The sequence below is a fragment of the Mangrovibacter phragmitis genome (assembly GCF_001655675.1).
Classification (GTDB): domain Bacteria; phylum Pseudomonadota; class Gammaproteobacteria; order Enterobacterales; family Enterobacteriaceae; genus Mangrovibacter; species Mangrovibacter phragmitis.
This window is the reverse complement of the sequence record NZ_LYRP01000001.1, coordinates 75,669-95,604: the sequence shown is the minus strand read 5'-3', so window position 1 is coordinate 95,604 and position 19,936 is coordinate 75,669. Positions and strand designations below refer to the sequence as shown.

Annotated in this window: 17 protein-coding genes; 4 read left to right on the top strand and 13 right to left on the bottom strand. The window is 53.2% G+C overall.

What is annotated here, in order from left to right; translation table 11 throughout:
• Positions 1-18: 18 nt before the first annotated feature.
• Positions 19-930, bottom strand: a complete 912-nt coding sequence (gene eamA / locus A9B99_RS00400; protein WP_064593510.1) for an O-acetylserine/cysteine exporter — start codon at positions 928-930, stop codon at positions 19-21.
• A gap of 199 nt (positions 931-1,129) precedes the next feature.
• On the opposite strand from eamA, the gene A9B99_RS00395 reads away from it, so the two are divergent.
• Complete coding sequence (locus A9B99_RS00395; RefSeq protein ID WP_064593508.1) at positions 1,130-2,365, top strand: MFS transporter; 1,236 nt, start codon at positions 1,130-1,132, stop codon at positions 2,363-2,365.
• Between the two features lie 13 nt (positions 2,366-2,378).
• Here A9B99_RS00395 and urtE read toward each other — a convergent pair whose 3' ends face one another.
• The 10 genes from urtE to A9B99_RS00345 form a co-directional block, all read right to left on the bottom strand.
• The gene (urtE, locus tag A9B99_RS00390) at positions 2,379-3,077 is read right to left on the bottom strand and encodes an urea ABC transporter ATP-binding subunit UrtE (RefSeq protein WP_064593507.1); all 699 of its coding nucleotides are present in this window, start codon (positions 3,075-3,077) and stop codon (positions 2,379-2,381) included.
• Positions 3,078-3,086: 9 nt separating this feature from the next.
• On the bottom strand, positions 3,087-3,884 hold the full coding sequence (gene urtD / locus A9B99_RS00385; protein WP_064593506.1) for an urea ABC transporter ATP-binding protein UrtD: 798 nt from the start codon (positions 3,882-3,884) through the stop codon (positions 3,087-3,089).
• Positions 3,884-4,957, bottom strand: coding sequence for an urea ABC transporter permease subunit UrtC (gene urtC, locus A9B99_RS00380; RefSeq protein ID WP_064593505.1), 1,074 nt, complete (start codon positions 4,955-4,957; stop codon positions 3,884-3,886). Before urtC ends, urtD begins: the two co-directional genes overlap by 1 nt.
• The gene (gene urtB, locus A9B99_RS00375; RefSeq protein WP_405027765.1) at positions 4,957-6,522 is read right to left on the bottom strand and encodes an urea ABC transporter permease subunit UrtB; all 1,566 of its coding nucleotides are present in this window, start codon (positions 6,520-6,522) and stop codon (positions 4,957-4,959) included. Before urtB ends, urtC begins: the two co-directional genes overlap by 1 nt.
• Positions 6,523-6,578: 56 nt before the next feature.
• Entirely contained in the window at positions 6,579-7,850 is a 1,272-nt protein-coding gene (gene urtA / locus A9B99_RS00370; protein WP_064593501.1) for an urea ABC transporter substrate-binding protein, read from the bottom strand.
• A gap of 43 nt (positions 7,851-7,893) precedes the next feature.
• Positions 7,894-8,586: a GntR family transcriptional regulator gene (locus tag A9B99_RS00365; protein ID WP_064593499.1), complete on the bottom strand. Its 693-nt coding sequence runs from the start codon at positions 8,584-8,586 to the stop codon at positions 7,894-7,896.
• Positions 8,587-8,641: 55 nt separating this feature from the next.
• The gene (gene uca / locus A9B99_RS00360) at positions 8,642-12,265 is read right to left on the bottom strand and encodes an urea carboxylase (RefSeq protein WP_064593497.1); all 3,624 of its coding nucleotides are present in this window, start codon (positions 12,263-12,265) and stop codon (positions 8,642-8,644) included.
• Positions 12,266-12,274: 9 nt separating this feature from the next.
• Positions 12,275-14,089 carry an allophanate hydrolase gene (atzF, locus tag A9B99_RS00355; RefSeq protein ID WP_064593495.1) on the bottom strand — a complete coding sequence of 605 codons (1,815 nt, stop codon included), beginning with the start codon at positions 14,087-14,089 and terminating at the stop codon, positions 12,275-12,277.
• 339 nt (positions 14,090-14,428) lie between these two features.
• Entirely contained in the window at positions 14,429-15,532 is a 1,104-nt protein-coding gene (locus A9B99_RS00350; RefSeq protein WP_064593493.1) for a cobalamin-independent methionine synthase II family protein, read from the bottom strand.
• 140 nt (positions 15,533-15,672) lie between these two features.
• Entirely contained in the window at positions 15,673-16,092 is a 420-nt protein-coding gene (locus tag A9B99_RS00345) for a rhodanese-like domain-containing protein (protein WP_064593491.1), read from the bottom strand.
• Between the two features lie 68 nt (positions 16,093-16,160).
• On the opposite strand from A9B99_RS00345, the gene ftrA reads away from it, so the two are divergent.
• The 3 genes from ftrA (at position 16,161) to ydfZ (ending at position 18,625) form a co-directional block, all read left to right on the top strand.
• Complete coding sequence (ftrA, locus tag A9B99_RS00340; protein WP_064593489.1) at positions 16,161-17,174, top strand: transcriptional regulator FtrA; 1,014 nt, start codon at positions 16,161-16,163, stop codon at positions 17,172-17,174.
• Positions 17,175-17,726: 552 nt separating this feature from the next.
• Entirely contained in the window at positions 17,727-17,876 is a 150-nt protein-coding gene (locus A9B99_RS23685; RefSeq protein WP_156518958.1) for a hypothetical protein, read from the top strand.
• Positions 17,877-18,421: 545 nt separating this feature from the next.
• Positions 18,422-18,625, top strand: a complete 204-nt coding sequence (gene ydfZ / locus A9B99_RS00335; RefSeq protein ID WP_064593487.1) for a putative selenium delivery protein YdfZ — start codon at positions 18,422-18,424, stop codon at positions 18,623-18,625.
• Between the two features lie 229 nt (positions 18,626-18,854).
• Here the strand turns inward: ydfZ and A9B99_RS00330 are convergent, their stop codons facing one another.
• Positions 18,855-19,496, bottom strand: coding sequence for a glutathione S-transferase family protein (locus A9B99_RS00330; RefSeq protein WP_064593485.1), 642 nt, complete (start codon positions 19,494-19,496; stop codon positions 18,855-18,857).
• A 214-nt stretch (positions 19,497-19,710) separates the two neighbouring features.
• On the bottom strand, positions 19,711-19,926 hold the full coding sequence (locus A9B99_RS00325) for a hypothetical protein (protein WP_064593483.1): 216 nt from the start codon (positions 19,924-19,926) through the stop codon (positions 19,711-19,713).
• Between the last annotated feature and the right edge of the window lie 10 nt (positions 19,927-19,936).

The following is a 19,936-nucleotide window of genomic DNA, read 5'->3' as shown; positions in this document are numbered from 1 at the left end:
ACCCGGCTGCCGCTCTTGTTACAGCGATGTGGAACGCGCCCGGCGAACGCCCTGCGGCAACCGTAAGCCAAAAACATTAATATACAGCCCCAGCATTATCAGCACTGCGCCAGCAAGCTGCAACAAACTCAGGTGTTCACCCAGCAGCAACGCGGCACTTCCCATACCAAAAACGGGTACCAGTAATGACAACGGAGCGATACGCCATGTTTCATAGCGCCCAAGCAGGCTGCCCCAAATACCGTAGCCCACAATAGTGGCCAGGAAGGCCAGGTACGCCAGCGACAGTATTGTTGTTAAATCAATGTGCTGAAGACTCAACATAATTACCTGTGGGCCATCAAACGCCAGGCTACCCAGCAAAAAAGGGATAACCGGGATCAGTGCACTCCACACGACGAGCGACATAATGGCTGGCGGTTGTGACAGCTGCATGATCTTTTTATTAAAAATATTCCCGCATCCCCAACTGAATGCTGCGGCCAGCGTCAGCATAAAACCACTAAGCGCAATATTTTCCCCGGTCAGACTACCTTCAATTAGCACCAGTATGCCCAGCACTGCGAGTGTAATACCGACCAGTTGTTTCACACTCAAACGCTCGTTGAAAAAGATGGCGCCCAACAAAATGGTAAAAAATGCCTGTGCCTGAAGCACCAGCGAAGCGAGACCAGCAGGCATACCAAACTTAATCGCGGTAAATAAAAACGCAAACTGCCCAAAACTGATGGTCAGGCCATACCCGGCCAGGAGGCGAAAAGGAACGTTGGGGCGCCGGACAAAAAGTAACGCCGGGAAGGCGACCAGCAGAAAACGCAACCCCGCCAGTAACAGAGGCGGCATACCATGCAACCCCACTTTGATAACCACAAAATTTAACCCCCAGACAACCACCACCATCACTGCCAGCAATCCATCTTTTTTTGTCATAGCCTGTTAGCCTTTGTTCCTGTTTTTATCATTGAGTTACTAATACACCAGGTTAATAGAAATTTAACAAAATGGCGACACCCAGATTTTTCTCCGCACGAAAAGCACATACAGACACCTTATGGCGCTGTACAGCCTCAGGGAAGGCATGTTATTGCTATGTAACTAAAGATTTCTTTACATTGCGTATTTTCTCCCCATGAAACATAACAAAAAGCGTTTACCTGATGGACCAGTGCTCATCCTGCTCCTGGCTTCGTTATGCATCACCTTAGGCCGTGGTATGACGCTGCCTTTTATGACCATCTACCTGCACCGCCAGTATGGGATGAGTGTGGATAAAGTGGGACTGGCAATGACGTTTGCCCTGGTCATTGGTGTGGCGTTCAGCCTGACATTTGGCATGCTGGCAGACCGGTTCGATAAAAAACGTTATATGTTGATTGCCACCGGCTGTTTTATTGCCGGGTTTATTGGCATTCCTCTTAGCCAGACACCGTGGATGACGGTCGCTTTTTATGCGGTGATCAACTGCTCATACTCGGTATTTGCCTCGGTCCTCAAAGGTTATTTTTCCGACACACTGCCACCCGTGCGGCGACCGGGCATTTTTTCGCTCAACTACACCTTCATCAATATTGGCTGGACCATTGGCCCACCGCTCGGCACGATGGTCATGCTGTACAATGTGCACCTGCCCTTCTGGCTCGCGGCACTCAGTGCCTCACTGCCATTTGTGTTAATTGGCTTGCGAGTGCCTGCCCAGCAGCCGGCGTACCGGGCCAGCAATGAAATAGCAGGTACAGACGAAAAAACGCCTGACTCCTGGTCCCTCTCGGTTTTACTGCACGATAAAGCACTGGGCTATTTCACGCTGTCGGGTTTTCTCAGTTCACTGGTGTGCGGTTCATTTGTGTCGTTTCTGTCCCAGTATGTGCTGGTTGTTGCCGATAACGCGCTGGCTGAAAAAGTGGTCAGTGTGGTGTTACCCATCAACGCACTGGTCGTGGTCAGCTTCCAGTATTGGGTAGGTAAACAACTGCGCCCGTCGCGCTTAAAAGGGTGGATGTTTATTGGTTCGGTCTGTTTCAGCCTTGGCCTGCTGGGTTTTTTATACGCCGGAAATAACCTGGTTTTCTGGGGGATTGCGGCCGTTGTTTTTACCTTTGGCGAACTGATTTACGTGCCCGGTGAATATATGCTGATTGACCACATTGCACCGCCGGGCATGAAAGCCAGTTACTTCTCCGCGCAGAACATTGGCAACCTTGGCGCAGCGGCAAACCCACTGGTCACCGGCTATATGCTGACCTGGTTTCCGGCTCCGGTGTTGTTTTGTGCTTTTATTGTCGCGATTTGTGCCGCCTGGTGGCTAATGTTGCTCGGTATGGAAGTGCGCAACACACCCCGTGCCGCGCACCCTGCCAGTGAATAATGGCTGTCATATGTCAGATTGCCACCAGCCCGCGCACACCGTCAGCTTCCATTTGTGCGCCAGCGCCTTGCTGGATAATGGTGCCGCGCGACATCACCAGATACTGATCGGCCAGTTCTGCGGCAAAATCGTAGAACTGCTCGACCAGTAAAATCGCCATATCCCCCCGGGCAGAGAGGGTACGAATAACCTGGCCGATTTCTTTAATCACCGAAGGCTGAATACCTTCTGTCGGCTCATCAAGGATCAACAACCCTGGTTTACAGGCCAGTGCCCGCCCGATAGCCAGTTGTTGTTGCTGGCCGCCAGACAAGTCACCACCACGGCGCTGTTTCATCTCTTTCAGCACTGGAAATAACTGATAAATCTCTTCTGGTACCTGTCCTGCCTTGCCTGCCGGGAAACGGGATAAACCCATCAGCAGGTTTTCTTCAACAGTAAGGCGCGGGAAAATTTCACGCCCCTGGGGAACATAAGCCACTCCGGCATTGACCCGCTGATACGGCTTACGGTGGGTAATATCCGCTCCGTTCCAGGTTACCTGTCCGGATTTGGCAGGAATAAGCCCCATCAGGCATTTCAGCAATGTACTTTTACCCACGCCATTACGCCCCAGCAGGCAAGTGACCTCACCGGGCCTGGCCGTGAAGGTTACCCCGCGTAAAATATGGCTGCCACCGTAGTACTGTTGCAGGTTACTTACATCCAGCATGCTGCCCCCTTAGCGGCCAAGATAAACATCAATCACCTGCTCGTTGGCCTGCACTTCAGCCAGTGAGCCTTCGGCAAGTACCTGCCCGTGATGCAATACAGTCACAGAATCTGCAATGGTTTCAACAAAGCCCATATCATGCTCAACCACCATTAAAGAGTGCTGGCCTGCAAGGCCACGAAAGAGCTCTGCGGTATATTCGGTTTCCGCATCTGTCATGCCTGCCGCAGGTTCATCCAGCAGCAGTAAGTGCGGCTCCTGTACCAGTAACATACCTATTTCCAGAAATTGTTTTTGCCCGTGAGACAACGCGCCTGCCGCACGATGGCGCTCCTGTGATAAATGTAATAGCGCCAGCACGCTGTCGATGCGGTCGCGCTGCTCGCTATTAAGCCGCGCTCTGAGCGTGGCCCACACACCTTTATGCGTTTTCTGCGCTATTTCCAGGTTTTCGAACACGCTGAGGGCTTCAAATACGGTAGGTTTCTGGAATTTACGCCCTATACCTTTACGGGCCACTTCCACTGAGTTCAGCCTGAGCAAGTCAACCGACTGGTCATATACCGCCTGCCCGCTCTGGGGTCGGGTTTTCCCGGTAATGACATCCATTAACGTTGTTTTCCCGGCACCGTTTGGGCCAATCACGCAGCGCAGTTCTCCAACACCAATGCGCATGGACAGATTGGTTAGCGCCTGGAAACCATCAAAACTGACGTTGATATTTTCCAGTTGCAGTACCGGGTCTGTCTGTTCGCGGAACTGGTCTGCCGGTAGCTGTCGGGTAAAAAGCGTATCCTGCATCGCCATTATTTATCTCCTTTGCGCAGCAAACCCACCACACCACGCGGTAAGAACAGGGTCACCAGAATAAAAAGCAGCCCGAGGCAGATTTGCCAGTATTCCGGCAACACCACGGTAAAAATACTTTTGGCTCCGTTCACCGCAAACGCGCCAATAACCGGGCCAATTAGTGTTCCCCGGCCACCAAGAGCGACCCAGATAGCCGCTTCAATCGAGTTTGTCGGCGACATTTCGCTGGGGTTAATAATCCCGACTTGTGGCACATACAGCGCCCCGGCAAGGCCGCACAGTACAGCGGAAAGCGTCCAGATGAGTAATTTGAATCCCAGGGGATCGTAACCGCAAAACATCAGGCGGTTTTCTGCATCGCGCACCGCTGTCAACACGCGGCCGTATTTGCTGCGCGCCAGCCATAACCCTGCGCCCAGGCTCACCAGCAACAGGGTAAGTGAAGCAATAAACAAACCCACCCGGGTGCTGGTGGCGGTAACAGAAAACCCTAACAGCGTGGTGAAACCGGTAAACCCGTTATTACCACCAAAGCCGGTTTCATTACGAAAGAACAATAACATTCCGGCCCAGGTTAATGCCTGAGTGATAATCGAGAAGTACACACCTTTAATGCGCGAGCGGAAGGCGAAGAAGCCAAATACCAGTGCCAGTAAACCAGGCACCAGAATAATCAGCATCAATGCCCAGAGAAAATGTTCACTGCCCACCCAAAACCAGGGCAGATGGTTCCATGACAGGAAAGACATAAAATCAGGCAGGCCGGTGCCCGCAGCCTGGCGCATGAGATACATACCCATACCATAACCGCCAAGAGCAAAGAATATTCCATGCCCCAGTGAGAGCATTCCGGCATAACCCCAGACCAAATCGAGCGCCACCGCCATCACGCTGTAACAGAGGATTTTACCCAGCAGGGTTAATGTCCATACCGAAATACTTAACGGGTTTTCCGCCGGGAGCAAAGCCAGAAACGGGAGAATAAACAGTGCCAGCACCAGAATGCCACCCGCAACCTGAGCAAGGCGTGGCGCTTTCTGGTAAAGCGTTAGTGTGATTGGTTGTGTCATCAGTCAATAACCCTCCCTTTAAGGGCAAACAATCCCTGCGGCCGTTTTTGAATAAACAAAATAATCAGCCCGAGAATCAATATTTTGCCCAGTACAGCACCGGTGTGTGGCTCAAGAATTTTGTTGAAGATCCCAAGGCCAAATGCAGCCGCCACACTTCCGGCAAGCTGGCCCACACCACCGAGAACCACCACCAGGAAAGAATCAATGATGTACCCCTGGCCCAGTTCAGGGCCAACGTTCCCCAACTGCGAAAGCGCCACGCCACCCAGCCCGGCAATGCCAGAACCCAGCCCAAACGCCAGCATATCAACACGCCCCACCGGTACCCCACAGCAGGCAGCCATGGCCCGGTTTTGCGTAACCGCACGCACATTCATACCCAGGCGGGTTTTGTTTAACACAAGCCAGGTAAAGAACAGCACCAGCAAAACAAATGCGATAACCACCAGGCGGTTCCATGGCAGGATCAGGTTAGGCAACACCTGGATGCCGCCGGACAACCAGCCCGGGTTGGCCACTTCCACGTTCTGCGCGCCAAACACCATCCGCACAATCTGAATCAGCATCAGGCTAATCCCCCAGGTTGCCAGCAACGTTTCCAGCGGCCTGCCATATAAATGGCGAATGATCGTGCGCTCCAGCACCATGCCAAGGCCACCGGTCACACAGAAGGCGACCGGCAATGCCACTACCGGGTACAGGCTTTCCAGCCCTGGCGCGAAGCTGTGCAGCAGGTTTTGCACCATCCAGGCACTGTATGCGCCAAGCATCAACATTTCGCCATGAGCCATATTGATGACCCCCAGCAGGCCATAGGTAATTGCCAGCCCCAGCGCGGCCAGTAATAACACCGAACCTAAGGAAATCCCCATAAACGCCTGGCCGAGAATATCGCCCAGCATTAAGCGGTGATGAATTTTATCCAGGCTTGCCTGTGCGGCGGCACGCACCCGGGCATCGGGCTCATGAGCCGGGTCTGTCATTGGGTGAAGCCGCGCCTGGACATCCGGGTCACTGTCCTGCCCCAGTCTGGTTACAGCTGCCAGCCGTACTGCTGCATCCGGGCTACCCAGTTGCAGGTTAGCCAGGGCCAGTTGCAGCGCGGCTTTCACTTTCGGGTCTGTTTCACTGGCGAGCTGGCGGGTAATCAGCGGAATCAGAGTTCCCTGGCTGTCATCCACTAAATTTTTGGCACCCTGCAGACGTTCCGTGACGTTGTCACTTAAAAGTTGATGTGTTGCCAGCGCACCCGCGACCAAAACCCGCAGCCGGTTGGTTAACCTGACCGGGTGAATATCACCTTCCGGTGTGGCCGCCGCGCCCAGAGGCAGCAGGTTGCTGTTCTGTTTGCTGAATGCATGGTGATTGTCGTCTGCCACCAGCACTTCCTGCTTCAGTGCTTTCAGCAGCGGCAACCGGGCTTTATCTGGTGCTGCTGCCCACTGCTGCAACAGGCTGGCCTGCGCGGAACGGCTGGCACTGACAAAGGTATCGGCATCGGTTGCCCAGACAACACGCGAAAGCAAACACGCCAGCACCAGTAGCAGACGTATGATAAGCACAGGTTTCATGATTTCCTCCAGGCGAGGGTTCCTCCCGTTACCGGGAGGAGAAAACGTTATTTACCCGTTGATTTAACAGGGTAATCCGGCTTGTTTTCATTCCCAGGGATATAGGGGCTCCAGGGCTGGGCACGCACGGGTTTATCAGTCTGCCACACCACGTTAAATTGCCCGTCACTTTCAATCTCACCGATCATGACTGGTTTATGCAGATGGTGGTTGGTGGCATCCATGGTCAGTGTGTAACCCGATGGTGCTTTAAAGGTTTGCCCGGCCATTGCCGCACGCACTTTATCCACATCGGTGGTTCCTGCTTTTTCTACCGCCTGCGCCCACATATGCATACCCACCCAGGTGGCTTCCATCGGGTCGTTGGTGACTACGGTGTCGGCGTTTGGCAGATTGTGAGATTTAGCGTAAGCCTTCCATTCAGCGACAAATTTTTTGTTGGTTGGGTTATCCAGTGATTCGAAGTAGTTCCAGGCAGCCAGGTTGCCCACCAGGGGTTTGGTGTCGATACCGCGCAGTTCTTCTTCACCAACGGAGAAAGCGACAACCGGGATATCGGTCGCTTTCACACCCTGGTTTGCCAGCTCTTTATAGAACGGCACGTTGGAGTCGCCATTGATAGTGGAAATAACTGCGGTTTTCCCGCCGGCGGCAAATTTTTTGATATTGGCAACAATAGTCTGGTAATCACTGTAACCAAACGGGGTATACACCTCTTCGATGTCTTTATCCTGTACCCCTTTGCTGTGCAGGTAGTTACGCAGGATCTTATTAGTGGTGCGCGGGTAAACGTAATCGGTACCCAGCAGGAAGAAACGTTTGGCCGCGCCACCGTCTTCGCTCATCAGGTACTGAACCGCCGGAATGGCCTGCTGGTTAGGTGCCGCACCGGTATAAAATACGTTGGGCGACATCTCTTCGCCTTCGTACTGCACCGGATAAAACAGCAGGCCATTCAGTTCTTCAAATACCGGCAAGACGGATTTACGGGACACTGATGTCCAGCAACCGAATACCACAGCGACTTTATCCTGGGTCAGTAACTGGCGGGCTTTTTCAGCAAACAACGGCCAGTTGGAGGCCGGGTCAACCACCACAGGTTCCAGTTTTTTACCCAAAACACCGCCATGGGCATTGATGTCATCAATGGTCATCAATGCCATATTTTTCAGTGGTGTCTCTGAAATCGCCATCGTGCCAGACAAAGAGTGCAGAATACCGACCTTGATGGTATCAGCGGCATAAGCGTTAAACGCCAGCCCCATGCTGATAACGGATGCGGATAAGGCAAAAGCTTTTAACAGAGTACGACGGTGCATAAATTCACTCCTGATAAATAGAGGTCCGCGGCAATGCCGCATTTCAAAGCTTCTGCTGCCGCGCCTGGTGCAGCGTATGAAGCGTTATCGTACGAACTTCTTTCTGGCTTTGTGCAATATGCTGCTGTAGTCGGTTCTGAGCCTCCTCGGTCTCGCGCGCCATGATGGCCTGCAAAATGGCACCGTGCTCAGCGTAAGTTGCCTCGACACGGGGCGTTTTGGTGAAGTCCATACGCCGGACTATGCGAATCTTTTCGGTGACATCCCGGTGAACCCGCGCCATTTCCGGGTTACCCGCCGCCATGACCAGATCCATATGGAACTGCTCGTCATAGCGGGCCACTTCCTGGCCGTCGGGGAGTGGTGCGGAATCCGTCCAGAATGTTTTCAGTGCCAGCAGGATGGCAGGCTGGCTGTCTGGCGGCAGTGCGCATAAACGCTTCACCGCTTCCAGTTCCAGTACCACCCTTAAGTCGTAAAGCGATTCCAGGTAATCAAAATCAATGTGTTTTACCTGCCAGCCACTACGCGGCTGGACAGCGACGTAACCTTCCTGCTCAAGTGCGTACAAAGCCTGGCGAACCGGTGTGCGGCTCGCGCCCATCCGCGCTGCGATTTCACTCTCGCTGAAGTGGTCACCGGGAAGCAGGCGGAAATCAAAAATATCCTGCTTCAGTTGGTGATAAATCCGTTCCGCCTGCCCCTGGGTTCGCGGGGCTTTGCTGATATTTGTCATGTGGGTACAGTTCTCTTTTTTGCCGCGGTGCCACCGGTGCCTGCGGCGTCTTCACTTAACTGGCGTTATCCAGCCAGAGCAAGGCATCGCCCGGCGCTACTGGCCGCCCTTGCTGGCAACTGATACGGATAACTTCGCCGTCACAAGGTGCTTCCACCATCAGTTCCATCTTCATGGCTTCCACCACAATCAGTGGTTCGCCTTGTTTCACTTTCTGGCCCGGTTCGACCAGAATTTTCCAGATATTGCCATTGAGGTCCGCGCTCACCAGGTGGCCGTCAACTTCCTCATCCGCCTCACAGCCGGCAAAGGTTTCCTCCACCGCCTCGTCTTCCATCTGGTTTTGCCAGTGCACCACTTCCGAGGCGAAGGCCGCCTGCTGGCGGGAGCGAAAATCTGCGATATCCTGGGCGTTATCCGCCAGGAACCGGGTGTATTCAGCAAAATCAAAGGTGCTCTCTTCTACTCGCACGGTGGCAAGGCCTTCACGGAAGGCATCGCGGAATTCGGTAAGTTCGGTTTCGCTTACCGGGTAGAAACGCACCTGGTCGAAGAATTTCAGTAACCAGGGCTCATCACCAAACTGGCTGTTTTTGAGGAATTTGTTCCAGATAGGCACAGTACGCCCGACCAGTTGATAGCCTCCCGGGGAATCCATGCCGTAAATGCACATATACATGCCGCCGATACCCACTGTGCCCTCAGCCGTCCAGGTGCGTGCCGGGTTGTATTTAGAACTCAACAGGCGGTGGCGCGGGTCGACAGGTACTGCGCAAGGTGCACCGAGGTACACATCCCCCAGGCCAAGCACCAGGTAGCTGGCATCAAAAATAATATTTTTAACTTCATCGCGGTGTGCCAGACCGTTGGCGCGCTGAATAAAGTCCACGTTATTGGGCAACCAGGGGGCCTGCTGGCGGACTGTTTGCTGGTAGCGCTCAACCGCACCCAGCGTGGCGCTGTCTTCAAAGGCCATAGGCAAATAAACAATACGCGACGGAATACGCAGTTTACTGACATCGCCTAACTGCGCTTCCAGCTCCAGTAGCAAGGCCATTAGCTGGCTTTGTGATATGCGCTGTGCGTCGTAACGCACCTGCAGTGAACGCACACCCGGCGAGAGCTCTTCAATACCCGGCTGGCCGCTGGCGCGTAAGGCTTCCATTAGCAAATGCACCCGCAGGCGCAAAGCCAGGTCGAGAACGTTGTCGCCATACTCAATCAGGAGGTAGTTATCACCGGCCTGGCGCCAGACGGCTGCCGGGATATCGCCCTGTGCCGGTTGTTCAGCCAGAATTGCCGCACTGCTGGTTTTCCCCGGGCTGATTGCCGGATGCCGATCCGGCAAGGTGCTGGCTGCACACAAATTGGTGACGGCCACCTGGCGGGCGATGTCCAGTGACTGGGCGTATTCAAAATTGATAGCATGAAAGCGAATTTTATCGCCGGGCTTCACCTGCCCCACTTTCCACAACTCAGCCCGGGCGATGGTGACCGGGCATACAAACCCACCAAGGCTTGGGCCGTCACGGGTGAGGATCACCGGGAAGTCGCCAGTGAAGTTAATCGCGCCAATGGCGTATTCGCAGTCATGTACGTTGGAAGGATGCAGGCCAGCTTCACCGCCATCGGCGCGCGTCCATTCTGGTTTGGGCCCCATCAGGCGGACACCCAGCCGGTTGGAGTTGTAATGGACTTCCCACTCGCTGCTGAAAAAGGTTTCCATCGATTCCGGCGTAAAGAAATCGGGTGCGCCGTGAGGGCCATACAGCACGCCGATATCCCACACGGTATCGTACTCGGGAATAAGCGCAGGCTCCGGAACCTGAGGTAAACCGATGGGCGCAGGCGTTGTACATGCCGGTAAATCCGGCTGGGAAATCGCCAGCGTATCTGCAACGCGCAGGGTGCGCCCGCCATGTCCACCAAATTGCCCCAGGGCAAAAGTTGAACGGCTGCCCAGATAAACCGGTACATCCAGGCCATTACGCACCGCCAGATAGGTACGGCACCCTGTGCTGGCGCGGCCCAGTGACAGAACCTGGCCTGCTTTCACCACGATGGGTTGCCATAAAGCAACGGGTTTGTCATCCAGCGTCGCCGGGCAATTTGCTCCGGTAAGGGCAATGACGGCATCACAATGGAAACGCAGCGTTGGCCCCAACAAAGTAAATTCCAGACCCGCGGCTGACGGGTGGTTACCCACAATACGGTTGGCTAACTGGAAAGCGTAATCATCCATTGGGCCTGACGGCGGAACACCAATATCCCAGTAGCCAGTCCTTCCCGGGTAATCCTGTACACTGCTCCAGGTGCCAGGTTGCAGCACTTCAATAACATGCGGCTGCCACTCAACGCTGTCCAGCAAACGGGTCCACATCACACCGGCAGTAAATTCCGGCAGAGTAATAATCTGGCGCAGCCAGTCCAGGTTGGTGGCGATACCCTGTAACCGGGTCGCGTCCAGCGCGTCCTGGAGTTTTGCCAGCGCCTGGTGGCGATCTGCCCCGTGCACAATGATTTTGGCTATCATCGGGTCATAGAAGGCACTGACTTCGCTACCGGAAGATACCCAGCCATCAACCCGAATTCCCTCAGGGAAAAAGACATCGGTCAGCACACCCGGTGAGGGCTGGAAGTTTTTTAAGGCATCTTCTGCGTAGACACGGACTTCAATAGCCGCGCCTTGTGGCGCCCGTGCCATAGCCTGCCAGTCTGGTGCTTTCCCCGCAGCCAGCGTAACCATCGCGTCTACCAGGTCCACCCCGGTAACCATTTCAGTTATCGGGTGTTCCACCTGCAAACGGGTGTTTACTTCCAGGAACCAGAAAGCATCAGTATCTGCATCGTAGATAAACTCAACAGTGCCGGCACTACGGTAATTAACCTGCTTACCCAGTGCCACTGCTGCGGCATGCAACGCTTCCCGGGTGCGTTGCGGCAGGTTCGGGGCGGGTGTTTCTTCAACCACTTTTTGGTTACGGCGTTGCAGTGAGCAATCGCGCTCACCCAGCGCCACAACATGGCCTTTACCATCGCCAAATATCTGCACTTCAATATGGCGCGCCTTTGCAATAAAACGTTCCAGAAAAACACCGTCATCACCAAAAAATTGTGTCCCCATGCGTTTCACACTGGCCCAGGTTTCGCTCAGAGCTTCAGGGGTTTCACAGCAACTCAGGCCAATCCCACCGCCACCTGCGGTAGTTTTGAGCATAACCGGGTAGCCAATCTCCTGCGCGGCAACCAGGGCACTGTCGAGGGTTTGTAACAGACCGGTACCGGGAGTCATGGGCAAACCCGCTGCCTGTGCCAGTTCCCGTGCCCGGTGTTTCAGGCCGAAGTCGGCAATTTGTTGTGCTGTCGGGCCGATAAACACCAGGCCTGCTTCGTCGCAGGCGGTAGCGAATTCTGCCCGTTCAGACAGGAAGCCATAGCCGGGGAAAATAGCCTGTGCCCCGGTCGCTTTTGCCGCTGCCACTATTTTGTCAATGTTCAGGTAGGTATCACTGGCTTTCTCGCCAGCCAAAGCGACTGCTTCGTCCGCATCATGGACGTGTTGCGCATTGCGGTCAGGTTCGGAATACACAGCAACACTGCGTATGCCCATCTTTTTTAATGTACGGATCGCCCGGCAGGCGATCTCACCCCGATTCGCTATCAGTACCGTGTTAAACATGCGTCTTCCTCAGGCAAGATGTTGGTGAGCAAGCCAGGCTTTCCAGCCACCCCATTGCGTAATATCTGTGGCGGCGCCGAGCGCCTGAGGTTCACAGATAAACCCTTTCACGACCCGGCCATCTGCCAGCGTGACACTGCCTATCCCCAACGGTGCAGGGACTTCAGCCACAAACTCGCCAAAACGTGCCAGCGGCACATCCCATAACTCAACGATAATGGCATTACCCTGCTCTGCCCGTGCGAGCCCGGGCTTAGCCGGAACCTGGCCTGCCAGTGCATACAGGCGGTAGTCATCAGCAGTGACCGTCTCTTCGACAAACACCGCATCACGGGTGGTGAGTTGGTGGTTAAGCGGCATACCACGCAGGTGCGCACCAACAACGGCCAGGCGCACATAACACTCCGGCAAGGTGGGCGTGATAGATGCCCCCGCTGTTAATGGGCGCCCCGTCGCGCCGAGAGGGAGCGCCTGCTGTTGTTGCCACTGGCAGGCGAATGCAGCCAGTGCAAGGTCGTGCCACGCAGGTGCAATAAGCGTGATACCGAAGGGTAAACCGTCCTGACGGAACCCGGCGGGTACCGCCAGCGCACTCAGGTCTGCCAGGTTGGTGAAGTTGGTGTAAGTACCAAATTGCGAGTTGTAATTAACCGGCTCCTCCGCCATTTCTGCCAGCGTGTGGATGGTTGGCGAAGTGGGCACCACCAGCGCATCCACTGCCGCTAATACTTGCTGGATTGTGCGTGCCAGCCCTGCTCGCGTGTATTCCGCCTGCCAGGCGTCACAGGCGGTCCAGGCTTTGCCATTTGCCACAATCTGGCGCACGGTTGGGTCCATGGTTTCTGGTGGCTGGTCTAACATGCTCCCTACCGCAACGGTACGTTCTGCCACCCAGGCACCGTAATAGAGTTGCTCCGCGAGCTGGCGAAACGGCGTAAAATCGATGGGAACCAGCTCCACACCCTGTGCAACCAGGTGTGCCAGCGCCTGTTGCCAGGCCTGCTCACTTTGGCTGTCGCCATAAAACTCACACTGTTCAGGAATGGCGAAACGGGGGGCGTTGCTCAGTTGTGCCGGGGCTGTTCCCGGGTGAACCCGTGAGTAGGCATCGCCAGCATCATAGCCGCCCGCGACCTGCGCCACTTGCCAGGCATCATCAACAGTCAGAGCAAATACAGAAATGGTGTCGTTCAGGCGACAGGCGGGCACCACCCCCTGGGCAGAGAACCAGCCTTTGGTGGGTTTCAGGCCGACAATATTATTGAAACCGGCAGGTACCCGGCCAGAACCGGCGGTATCGGTTCCCAGCGAAAATGCCGCCAGACCACGGGCCACAACCGATGCCGAGCCTGAACTGGACCCTCCACTGACATAATCCGGGTTAAATGTGTTAACCACAGCGCCATAAGGTGAACGGGTGCCCACCAGCCCGGTGGCAAACTGATCCAGATTGGTTTTGCCAATCACCACTGCACCGGCGCTCTTCAGGCGGGCAACAACCGTGGCATCAACTTCCGGGTGGTAAAGGAATGCCGGGCAGGCGGCAGTGGTTGGCATCCCCGCCACATCGATATTGTCCTTGACTGCAAAAGGCACGCCGAACAGTGGCATATCAACCAGTGTTTTGGAGCCATCTTCCAGCGCATCCAGCAACGCTGCGCACTGAGTAAGAATGTCCTGTTCGCTGGCAAGGTAGATCCAGGCGTTATCCGCCCGGTCAAACTGGCTTACATAGCGGGTCAGCACAGAGCTGACGATGTGCGGGTTTTGCGTGTACTGCGCCCGCCATTCTGCCAGTGTTTGCCCATATTCAACTGTACTCATTCCTGGAATCCCATCTGGTATACAAGATGGAATCCCAGTTGCAAATGCGATGCCAAATATTAATTATTTTTTAATACAAAGAGATAGATAAAAACACATCTGTTATCTGGCTGAAACACAGCCTGGCCGTGGCAAAAACGCACCTGAATTGAACAAAGGCAGGGCATTTACGCCCCGGTGCTGTGCACTGCTCAATTAAACATAAGCAAACTGGCTGAATAACCACCTGAGCATAGGTATTTGGTTTGGCTGAGGATGAAATGGGAAAAGATATGGCCCGTTTTGCGGGCCATATTTCGTGAAGCTGTATAATGTGAAACTAATATCGAGGAAAGCGTATTACCAGACCTGGCTGGCCACACGGGTAACCAGGCTTACTTTGTCCCACTGCTGGGCAGCAGTCAGGTTGTTGCCTTCTTCCGTTGATGCGAAACCGCACTGCGGGCTAAGGCAAATTTGCTCTTTAGCAACATATTGCGCCGCTTCCTCTATACGTGCCTTAATTGCCCCGGGATTTTCCAGTTCACCATTTTTCGTAGTAATCAGCCCCAGAACAACCTGCTGGTGACCGGGCTTAATAAAGCGCAACGGTGCAAAATCACCGGAGCGGTCGTTGTCGTACTCAAGGAAGAAAGCATCAACATTCACGCCACCAAACAGCACTTCAGCCACCGGCTCATAACCCCCTTCTGCAATCCAGGTTGAGCGGAAATTTCCCCGGCATACATGCAGGCCAATCGTTAAATCAGCGGGTTTATCTGCCAGCGCTGTATTCAGTACACGGGCATAGGTACGCGCCAGTTCATCAGGGTTATCACCGCGAGCGCGCGTCTGGCGGCGCTGTTCATCTGAACACAAATACGCCCATACGGTGTCATCAAGTTGCAGGTAGCGGCAGCCTGCGGCATAAAAAGCAGCAATGGCATCACGCCATGTGGTTGCCAGGTCGTCAAAATAGGCGTCCAGTTCCGGGTAAACGTTACGGTCGATGACTTCGCGGCCACCACGGAAATGCAGTACGCTTGGGCTGGGGATAGTCATTTTCGGTACTGCGTTGCCGCTGATACTTTTCAGGTAACGGAAATCTTCCAGCATTGGGTGGTCGCCAAACCCTAACTTGCCGGTGACCCGAATACCATGGGCTTTGGTTTGCACGCCGTTGAACTGGATACCGTGGTCAGATTCAAAGCGTTCCACACCCTGTAACCCGTCGAAAAAGTCAAAATGCCACCACGCCCGGCGAAACTCCCCATCTGTGACCACATGTAACCCACAGGCGCATTGCTGCTCCACCACCTGGCGGATGGCTTCATCTTCGCACTGGCGTAATGCTTCGGCGCTGAGAGCCCCCGCAGCAAAAGCCTCGCGAGCCTGCTTAATGGAATCAGGGCGTAAAAAACTGCCTACTACCTCGGCACGAAAGGGAGCTTCTGGGCGCTGCATTGTCTTCTCCTTGTCACGGGAAAGTTTCTTCCCGTGATAATTGTTATTGTTAATAACGGCCTTCTGGATGGCTACATGTCCAGAATAATGTCACGCCACCGATTGCACAACAAACGAGAAAATTTCACGTATCATGAAAATTATTCATGTTCAGTGGCGTTTTCCGTTGACGCGAATCCAAATCCTTCATCTGCCCAGCCAGTGAGGCCACCAATCATCAATTTAACCGGGCGGCCAAGAGCCGCCAGTTTCATCGCCGCCTGGTCCGCGCCATTGCAATGAGGCCCTGCACAGTAGACAACAAACAGTGTGTCTTCCGGCCAGCGTGCCATAACTTCAGGCCGAATATCGCGATGGGGCAAATGAACGGCCCCGGGTATATGCCGCCGGGCAAACTGCGCTTCCCCGCCGACAACATGCAGCAGAACAAACCCGGGGGTATTTCCCTGAGAAAGCGCACTGTGTACATCCGCACAGTCCGTCTCAAACTGTAGTTTCTGGTGAAACCAGGCCAGTGCCTGGCTGGCTGGTGCTGCCGGATATTGGGTAACGGGATTCATTCATTTTCTCCTGTGATGTATGGTATGCACAGATTGCACTGTCCCATAAATCCAGGCCACGCCACTTCATGCCAAATAACGCACTGAATATGACAAAATCTTTACCGCACCAACCGCTGATTGTTGTACTGGCTTACCAGGGGTTGTGTACCTTTGAGTTTTCCGTCGCAACAGAGGTCTTTGGCCTGCCCCGCCCAGAAATGGGGGAAAACTGGTACCGCTTTGCAGTGGCGGCGCTGGATGAAGGGCCGTTAAGCGCGACAGGCGGCATTCGCATTATGGTGGATGGTGGCCTTGAGCTGTTAGAGCAGGCTGATACTATTATTATTCCGGGCTGGCGCGGTACTGAGACGCCGGTTCCTCCAGAACTGCTCAATGCCCTGCGCCAGGCTGCAAGCCGGGGATGCCGCCTGGTTTCCATCTGCTCAGGGGTGTTTGTGCTTGCCGCGACAGGCCTGTTGAATGGTGCACAAGCCACCACCCACTGGCGTTATGCGGCACAATTGCAGGCCCGTTACCCGGCAATCCGGGTGAATGAACATGTGCTGTATATAGATGAGGGCCAGTGCCTGACTTCAGCCGGGAGTGCAGCGGGGATTGATCTCTGCCTGCACCTGGTGCGTAAAGATTACGGCCCTCACGCTGCCAACCTGGTGGCTCAGCGCCTGGTTGTCCCCCCGCACCGCGATGGTGGGCAGGCGCAGTTTATTCCCGCGCCTGTGGCGAAGGAGTATGAAAGCAGCCGACTGGGTGATTTGTTCGACTATTTGCACCAGCATCTGCACTGTTCGCACAGTGTTGAAGCACTGGCGAACCGCTGTGGTATGAGTTCACGTACTTTGCTCAGGCGCTTTTCTGACGCCACCGGCACCACACCTGCTCGCTGGCTATTGCAACAACGGCTGCAAAAAGCCAGGCAACTGCTGGAAGAGAGTGACAGGCCGGTTGAATACATTGCTCAGGCTGTGGGTTTTGGCACTGCCAGTGTGATGCGGCGCTACTTTCAGCAATACCTGAATGTTTCCCCGCGCCGTTATCGAAAAACCTTTACCACTCAGGAGAAACTCTTACACAAAGCCTAAGGTTTGTTTAACTTTCAGCCGATATAGTGAGTAATACGGTGTTAAAGCGCACCGTAAATGCAAACTCACACCGGCTGGAGGCGCATTATGTCCATTGAACTGAGTTATGTATTTGCCGCTGTCGTGCTGTTTGTTGGTGCAGGTTTACTCGCCGCCTGCCTCAGCCACAAATGGAACGACTAATGCTATCTGAATCGTCTCACTGTACTTAGCCGCCCTTTACATTATGTGTAAAGGGCGTTTTTTTATTTATTGCCTGCCACTTCACCTGGCTGTAAGAAAATAGAGGGTATAACCTGTTACTCCAGGTACTGAACCTGGTTACTCACTTCGTGGTAAGCCGCCATAATTATCAATTAGTAATATTATAAAGTTTTAGTTAAAAACACAGTAAATCATGAAAATAAAATTAAAAACCACAAACAAAGTATAAATTTTTTATTCGAGATCCATCACATATTTACCCCACATAACTGACCATAATTTCGTTGCTGGCTGCAATTTACCTCAGCTAAAAAATACGCCAGCATCATCACTAAAGGAGATGCCACCATGGGTAAAGTAAATAAGATATTTTATATTTATGATGTAGCGCTGATTTGTATTTCCGTTGTTTGGGTAGCGATGCTCTTCGAATCGACTGTGGTTAATCACTTTATCTATGCGATGGTAAAACACATTGACTTATGGCTGACAGCCTGAGCTATTTTGTAATGAAATTTACGCCACACCAGGCTTTACATTCTAACTGCAACCAACATAAATAAGCAGTTTTATTGTGCAATTATTATTGTATTTTTTCTGGTAACACAGAACAACACCAGTAGCTGTTATATTTATCCATACTGTGTCTTTTTATTTATTTCCGGTCTTCAGAAATAACTAAAGAGGAATGGCTGACGGGTTATTTATCTGGCTAAAAAAGCTTACCGGGGTAACCTCTTCGCCATACTTTATATTAGGTACGATTCATTTTGAGTGTAGTTTTATCCCCTGCAGCGCCTTGCCAGGGGATTTTTTTACTGCACTTGTCGCTCTGCAGAAAATAAGTGTCTCGCCATACTCCGGAAAGTAATCCGGCAGACAAAATTGCCCCGCCCGTGTTAATTATCACGCAAGAAAACTTTTGACCCAGGTCAATAAACGCCCAATTTTGTGATTGATGTCGTGTTTTAAGGCGCTCAGAATAGTTGCTGCCGATATATACCGATATCCGTTTTATCGCGTTTTTAGAGGAGAAAACCACAATGATGACCTATGATCGTAACCGTAACGTAATTACAACTGGCAGCCGTGTGATGATTAATGGCACTGGCCTTACAGGGGTGATTAAGGCAATTCATGCCGATGGGCTGAGTGCTCGTGATTTACGTCGCCAGGCAACAGTAGAAGTGGATGGCGCAGAAGGCCAGTTCGCACCTGTTGAACTGATTCGCCTCGGCATGCACTAATTTGTGGTGAATACTGTTGTGGCACAGGCTGCCACAACAGTATTCATGTGACAAAGCGCATAAACAGGCAATGCGCTCCTTGTTCTCTTTTCTCTGTTATTGCAGGATTCCTGTTTTTTACGAGGCATTGAGTTAAATGAGAAAATCCACACTGGTTTTGATTGCTGTCGCTATTGTTGTTTATGCATGGCAATACCTGAAATAACCGTGCCCGCCTCTTTCCTGTTTTCTACACTGCTCTGAGCTCTTCATAAGACACCCGCACATGGTCCAGCCAGGCCTTGCGCTGGTGTAACCGCTGGAAACAGGCTTCAATTGCCGGGAACACCGGGCGTTCTATGGCAATATCATAGTAACGGTAAAGTATGTGGCCGAACTGTATATCAGCAAGGCTGAACTGATCACCTGCCAGCCAGGTGTGTTGTTGCAGCTGTTTTTCCGCGATTGCCATAAAGTGATGTAAGGTTTTCAGTGCCGCAGCAATAGCAGCTTCATCACGCTGGGCCGCAGGGGTACGGACCACTCGCCAGAACACTGGCGCGGTAAAATTGAGGGCAATATTCAGCTTTGCCCACTCGGCCCACTTATCGACCTGTGCCCTTTCGCGGTTGCTGTGCGGCCAGAAATCCGCTGTTCCATATTCAGAAGCCAGGTAGCGTAATATGGCCCCGGTTTCCCACAAAGGTTCATTGCCTCCGTCCTGCAAAACTGGCACCGTGCCATTGGGGTTCATCGCCAAAAAATCCGCAGTATCATTACCGCCAAAACGATGGCCAATATCAATCCGGTTTACAGGCAGATTAAGCTCACCAATACACCACATTAATGCCTGGACATTCGACGATGTTTTTCTTCCCCATACAGTTAACATTTCTGCTCCTTAATGTTGTTTATTGCATTGTGAAAACATGATCAATAACAAATATTTTACTTTCGGCATCACTACTTAAGTTTGCCTTAATGTTTGGCACCTAGAGTGTGCGGTGTCACGCGAAGGAATGCCGCAATAAGCAATCTCAGTATTTTTGCGGGAAATGACGATGTCGGCATTTCCCGTTTCTTTTCTGATGTGTGCTGCGGTTTACTCAACGAACCACCAGCGCGGCCTGAATCGCATCTGCCAGCCCTGCGATATCCCGGCTCACCGCTGCCAGATCAAGCGCTGTAATATGCGCTGTAGTATTGTCAGGATCCCCTGAAACCACGCTTGTTGCCTGCACCAGTTCCAGTGCGGCCTGCACGGCCAGTAACCGCTGCTGTTCTGCCTGCGTCGGTCGTTGCCCAAAATAGTTCTCTAACACAATGCCTCCC

What these genes read in the sequence shown, in the direction of transcription:
- ydfZ (WP_064593487.1), top strand. Translation starts at nt 18,422, where the DNA reads ATGATGACCTATGATCGTAACCGTAACGTAATTACAACTGGCAGCCGT.
- A9B99_RS00365 (WP_064593499.1), bottom strand. Translation starts at nt 8,586, where the DNA reads ATGACAAATATCAGCAAAGCCCCGCGAACCCAGGGGCAGGCGGAACGG.
- urtC (WP_064593505.1), bottom strand. Translation starts at nt 4,957, where the DNA reads ATGACACAACCAATCACACTAACGCTTTACCAGAAAGCGCCACGCCTT.
- urtA (WP_064593501.1), bottom strand. Translation starts at nt 7,850, where the DNA reads ATGCACCGTCGTACTCTGTTAAAAGCTTTTGCCTTATCCGCATCCGTT.
- uca (WP_064593497.1), bottom strand. Translation starts at nt 12,265, where the DNA reads ATGTTTAACACGGTACTGATAGCGAATCGGGGTGAGATCGCCTGCCGG.
- ftrA (WP_064593489.1), top strand. Translation starts at nt 16,161, where the DNA reads ATGCCAAATAACGCACTGAATATGACAAAATCTTTACCGCACCAACCG.
- A9B99_RS00345 (WP_064593491.1), bottom strand. Translation starts at nt 16,092, where the DNA reads ATGAATCCCGTTACCCAATATCCGGCAGCACCAGCCAGCCAGGCACTG.
- urtE (WP_064593507.1), bottom strand. Translation starts at nt 3,077, where the DNA reads ATGCTGGATGTAAGTAACCTGCAACAGTACTACGGTGGCAGCCATATT.
- atzF (WP_064593495.1), bottom strand. Translation starts at nt 14,089, where the DNA reads ATGAGTACAGTTGAATATGGGCAAACACTGGCAGAATGGCGGGCGCAG.
- A9B99_RS00350 (WP_064593493.1), bottom strand. Translation starts at nt 15,532, where the DNA reads ATGCAGCGCCCAGAAGCTCCCTTTCGTGCCGAGGTAGTAGGCAGTTTT.
- urtD (WP_064593506.1), bottom strand. Translation starts at nt 3,884, where the DNA reads ATGGCGATGCAGGATACGCTTTTTACCCGACAGCTACCGGCAGACCAG.
- A9B99_RS00395 (WP_064593508.1), top strand. Translation starts at nt 1,130, where the DNA reads ATGAAACATAACAAAAAGCGTTTACCTGATGGACCAGTGCTCATCCTG.
- eamA (WP_064593510.1), bottom strand. Translation starts at nt 930, where the DNA reads ATGACAAAAAAAGATGGATTGCTGGCAGTGATGGTGGTGGTTGTCTGG.
- A9B99_RS00330 (WP_064593485.1), bottom strand. Translation starts at nt 19,496, where the DNA reads ATGTTAACTGTATGGGGAAGAAAAACATCGTCGAATGTCCAGGCATTA.
- A9B99_RS23685 (WP_156518958.1), top strand. Translation starts at nt 17,727, where the DNA reads ATGGGTAAAGTAAATAAGATATTTTATATTTATGATGTAGCGCTGATT.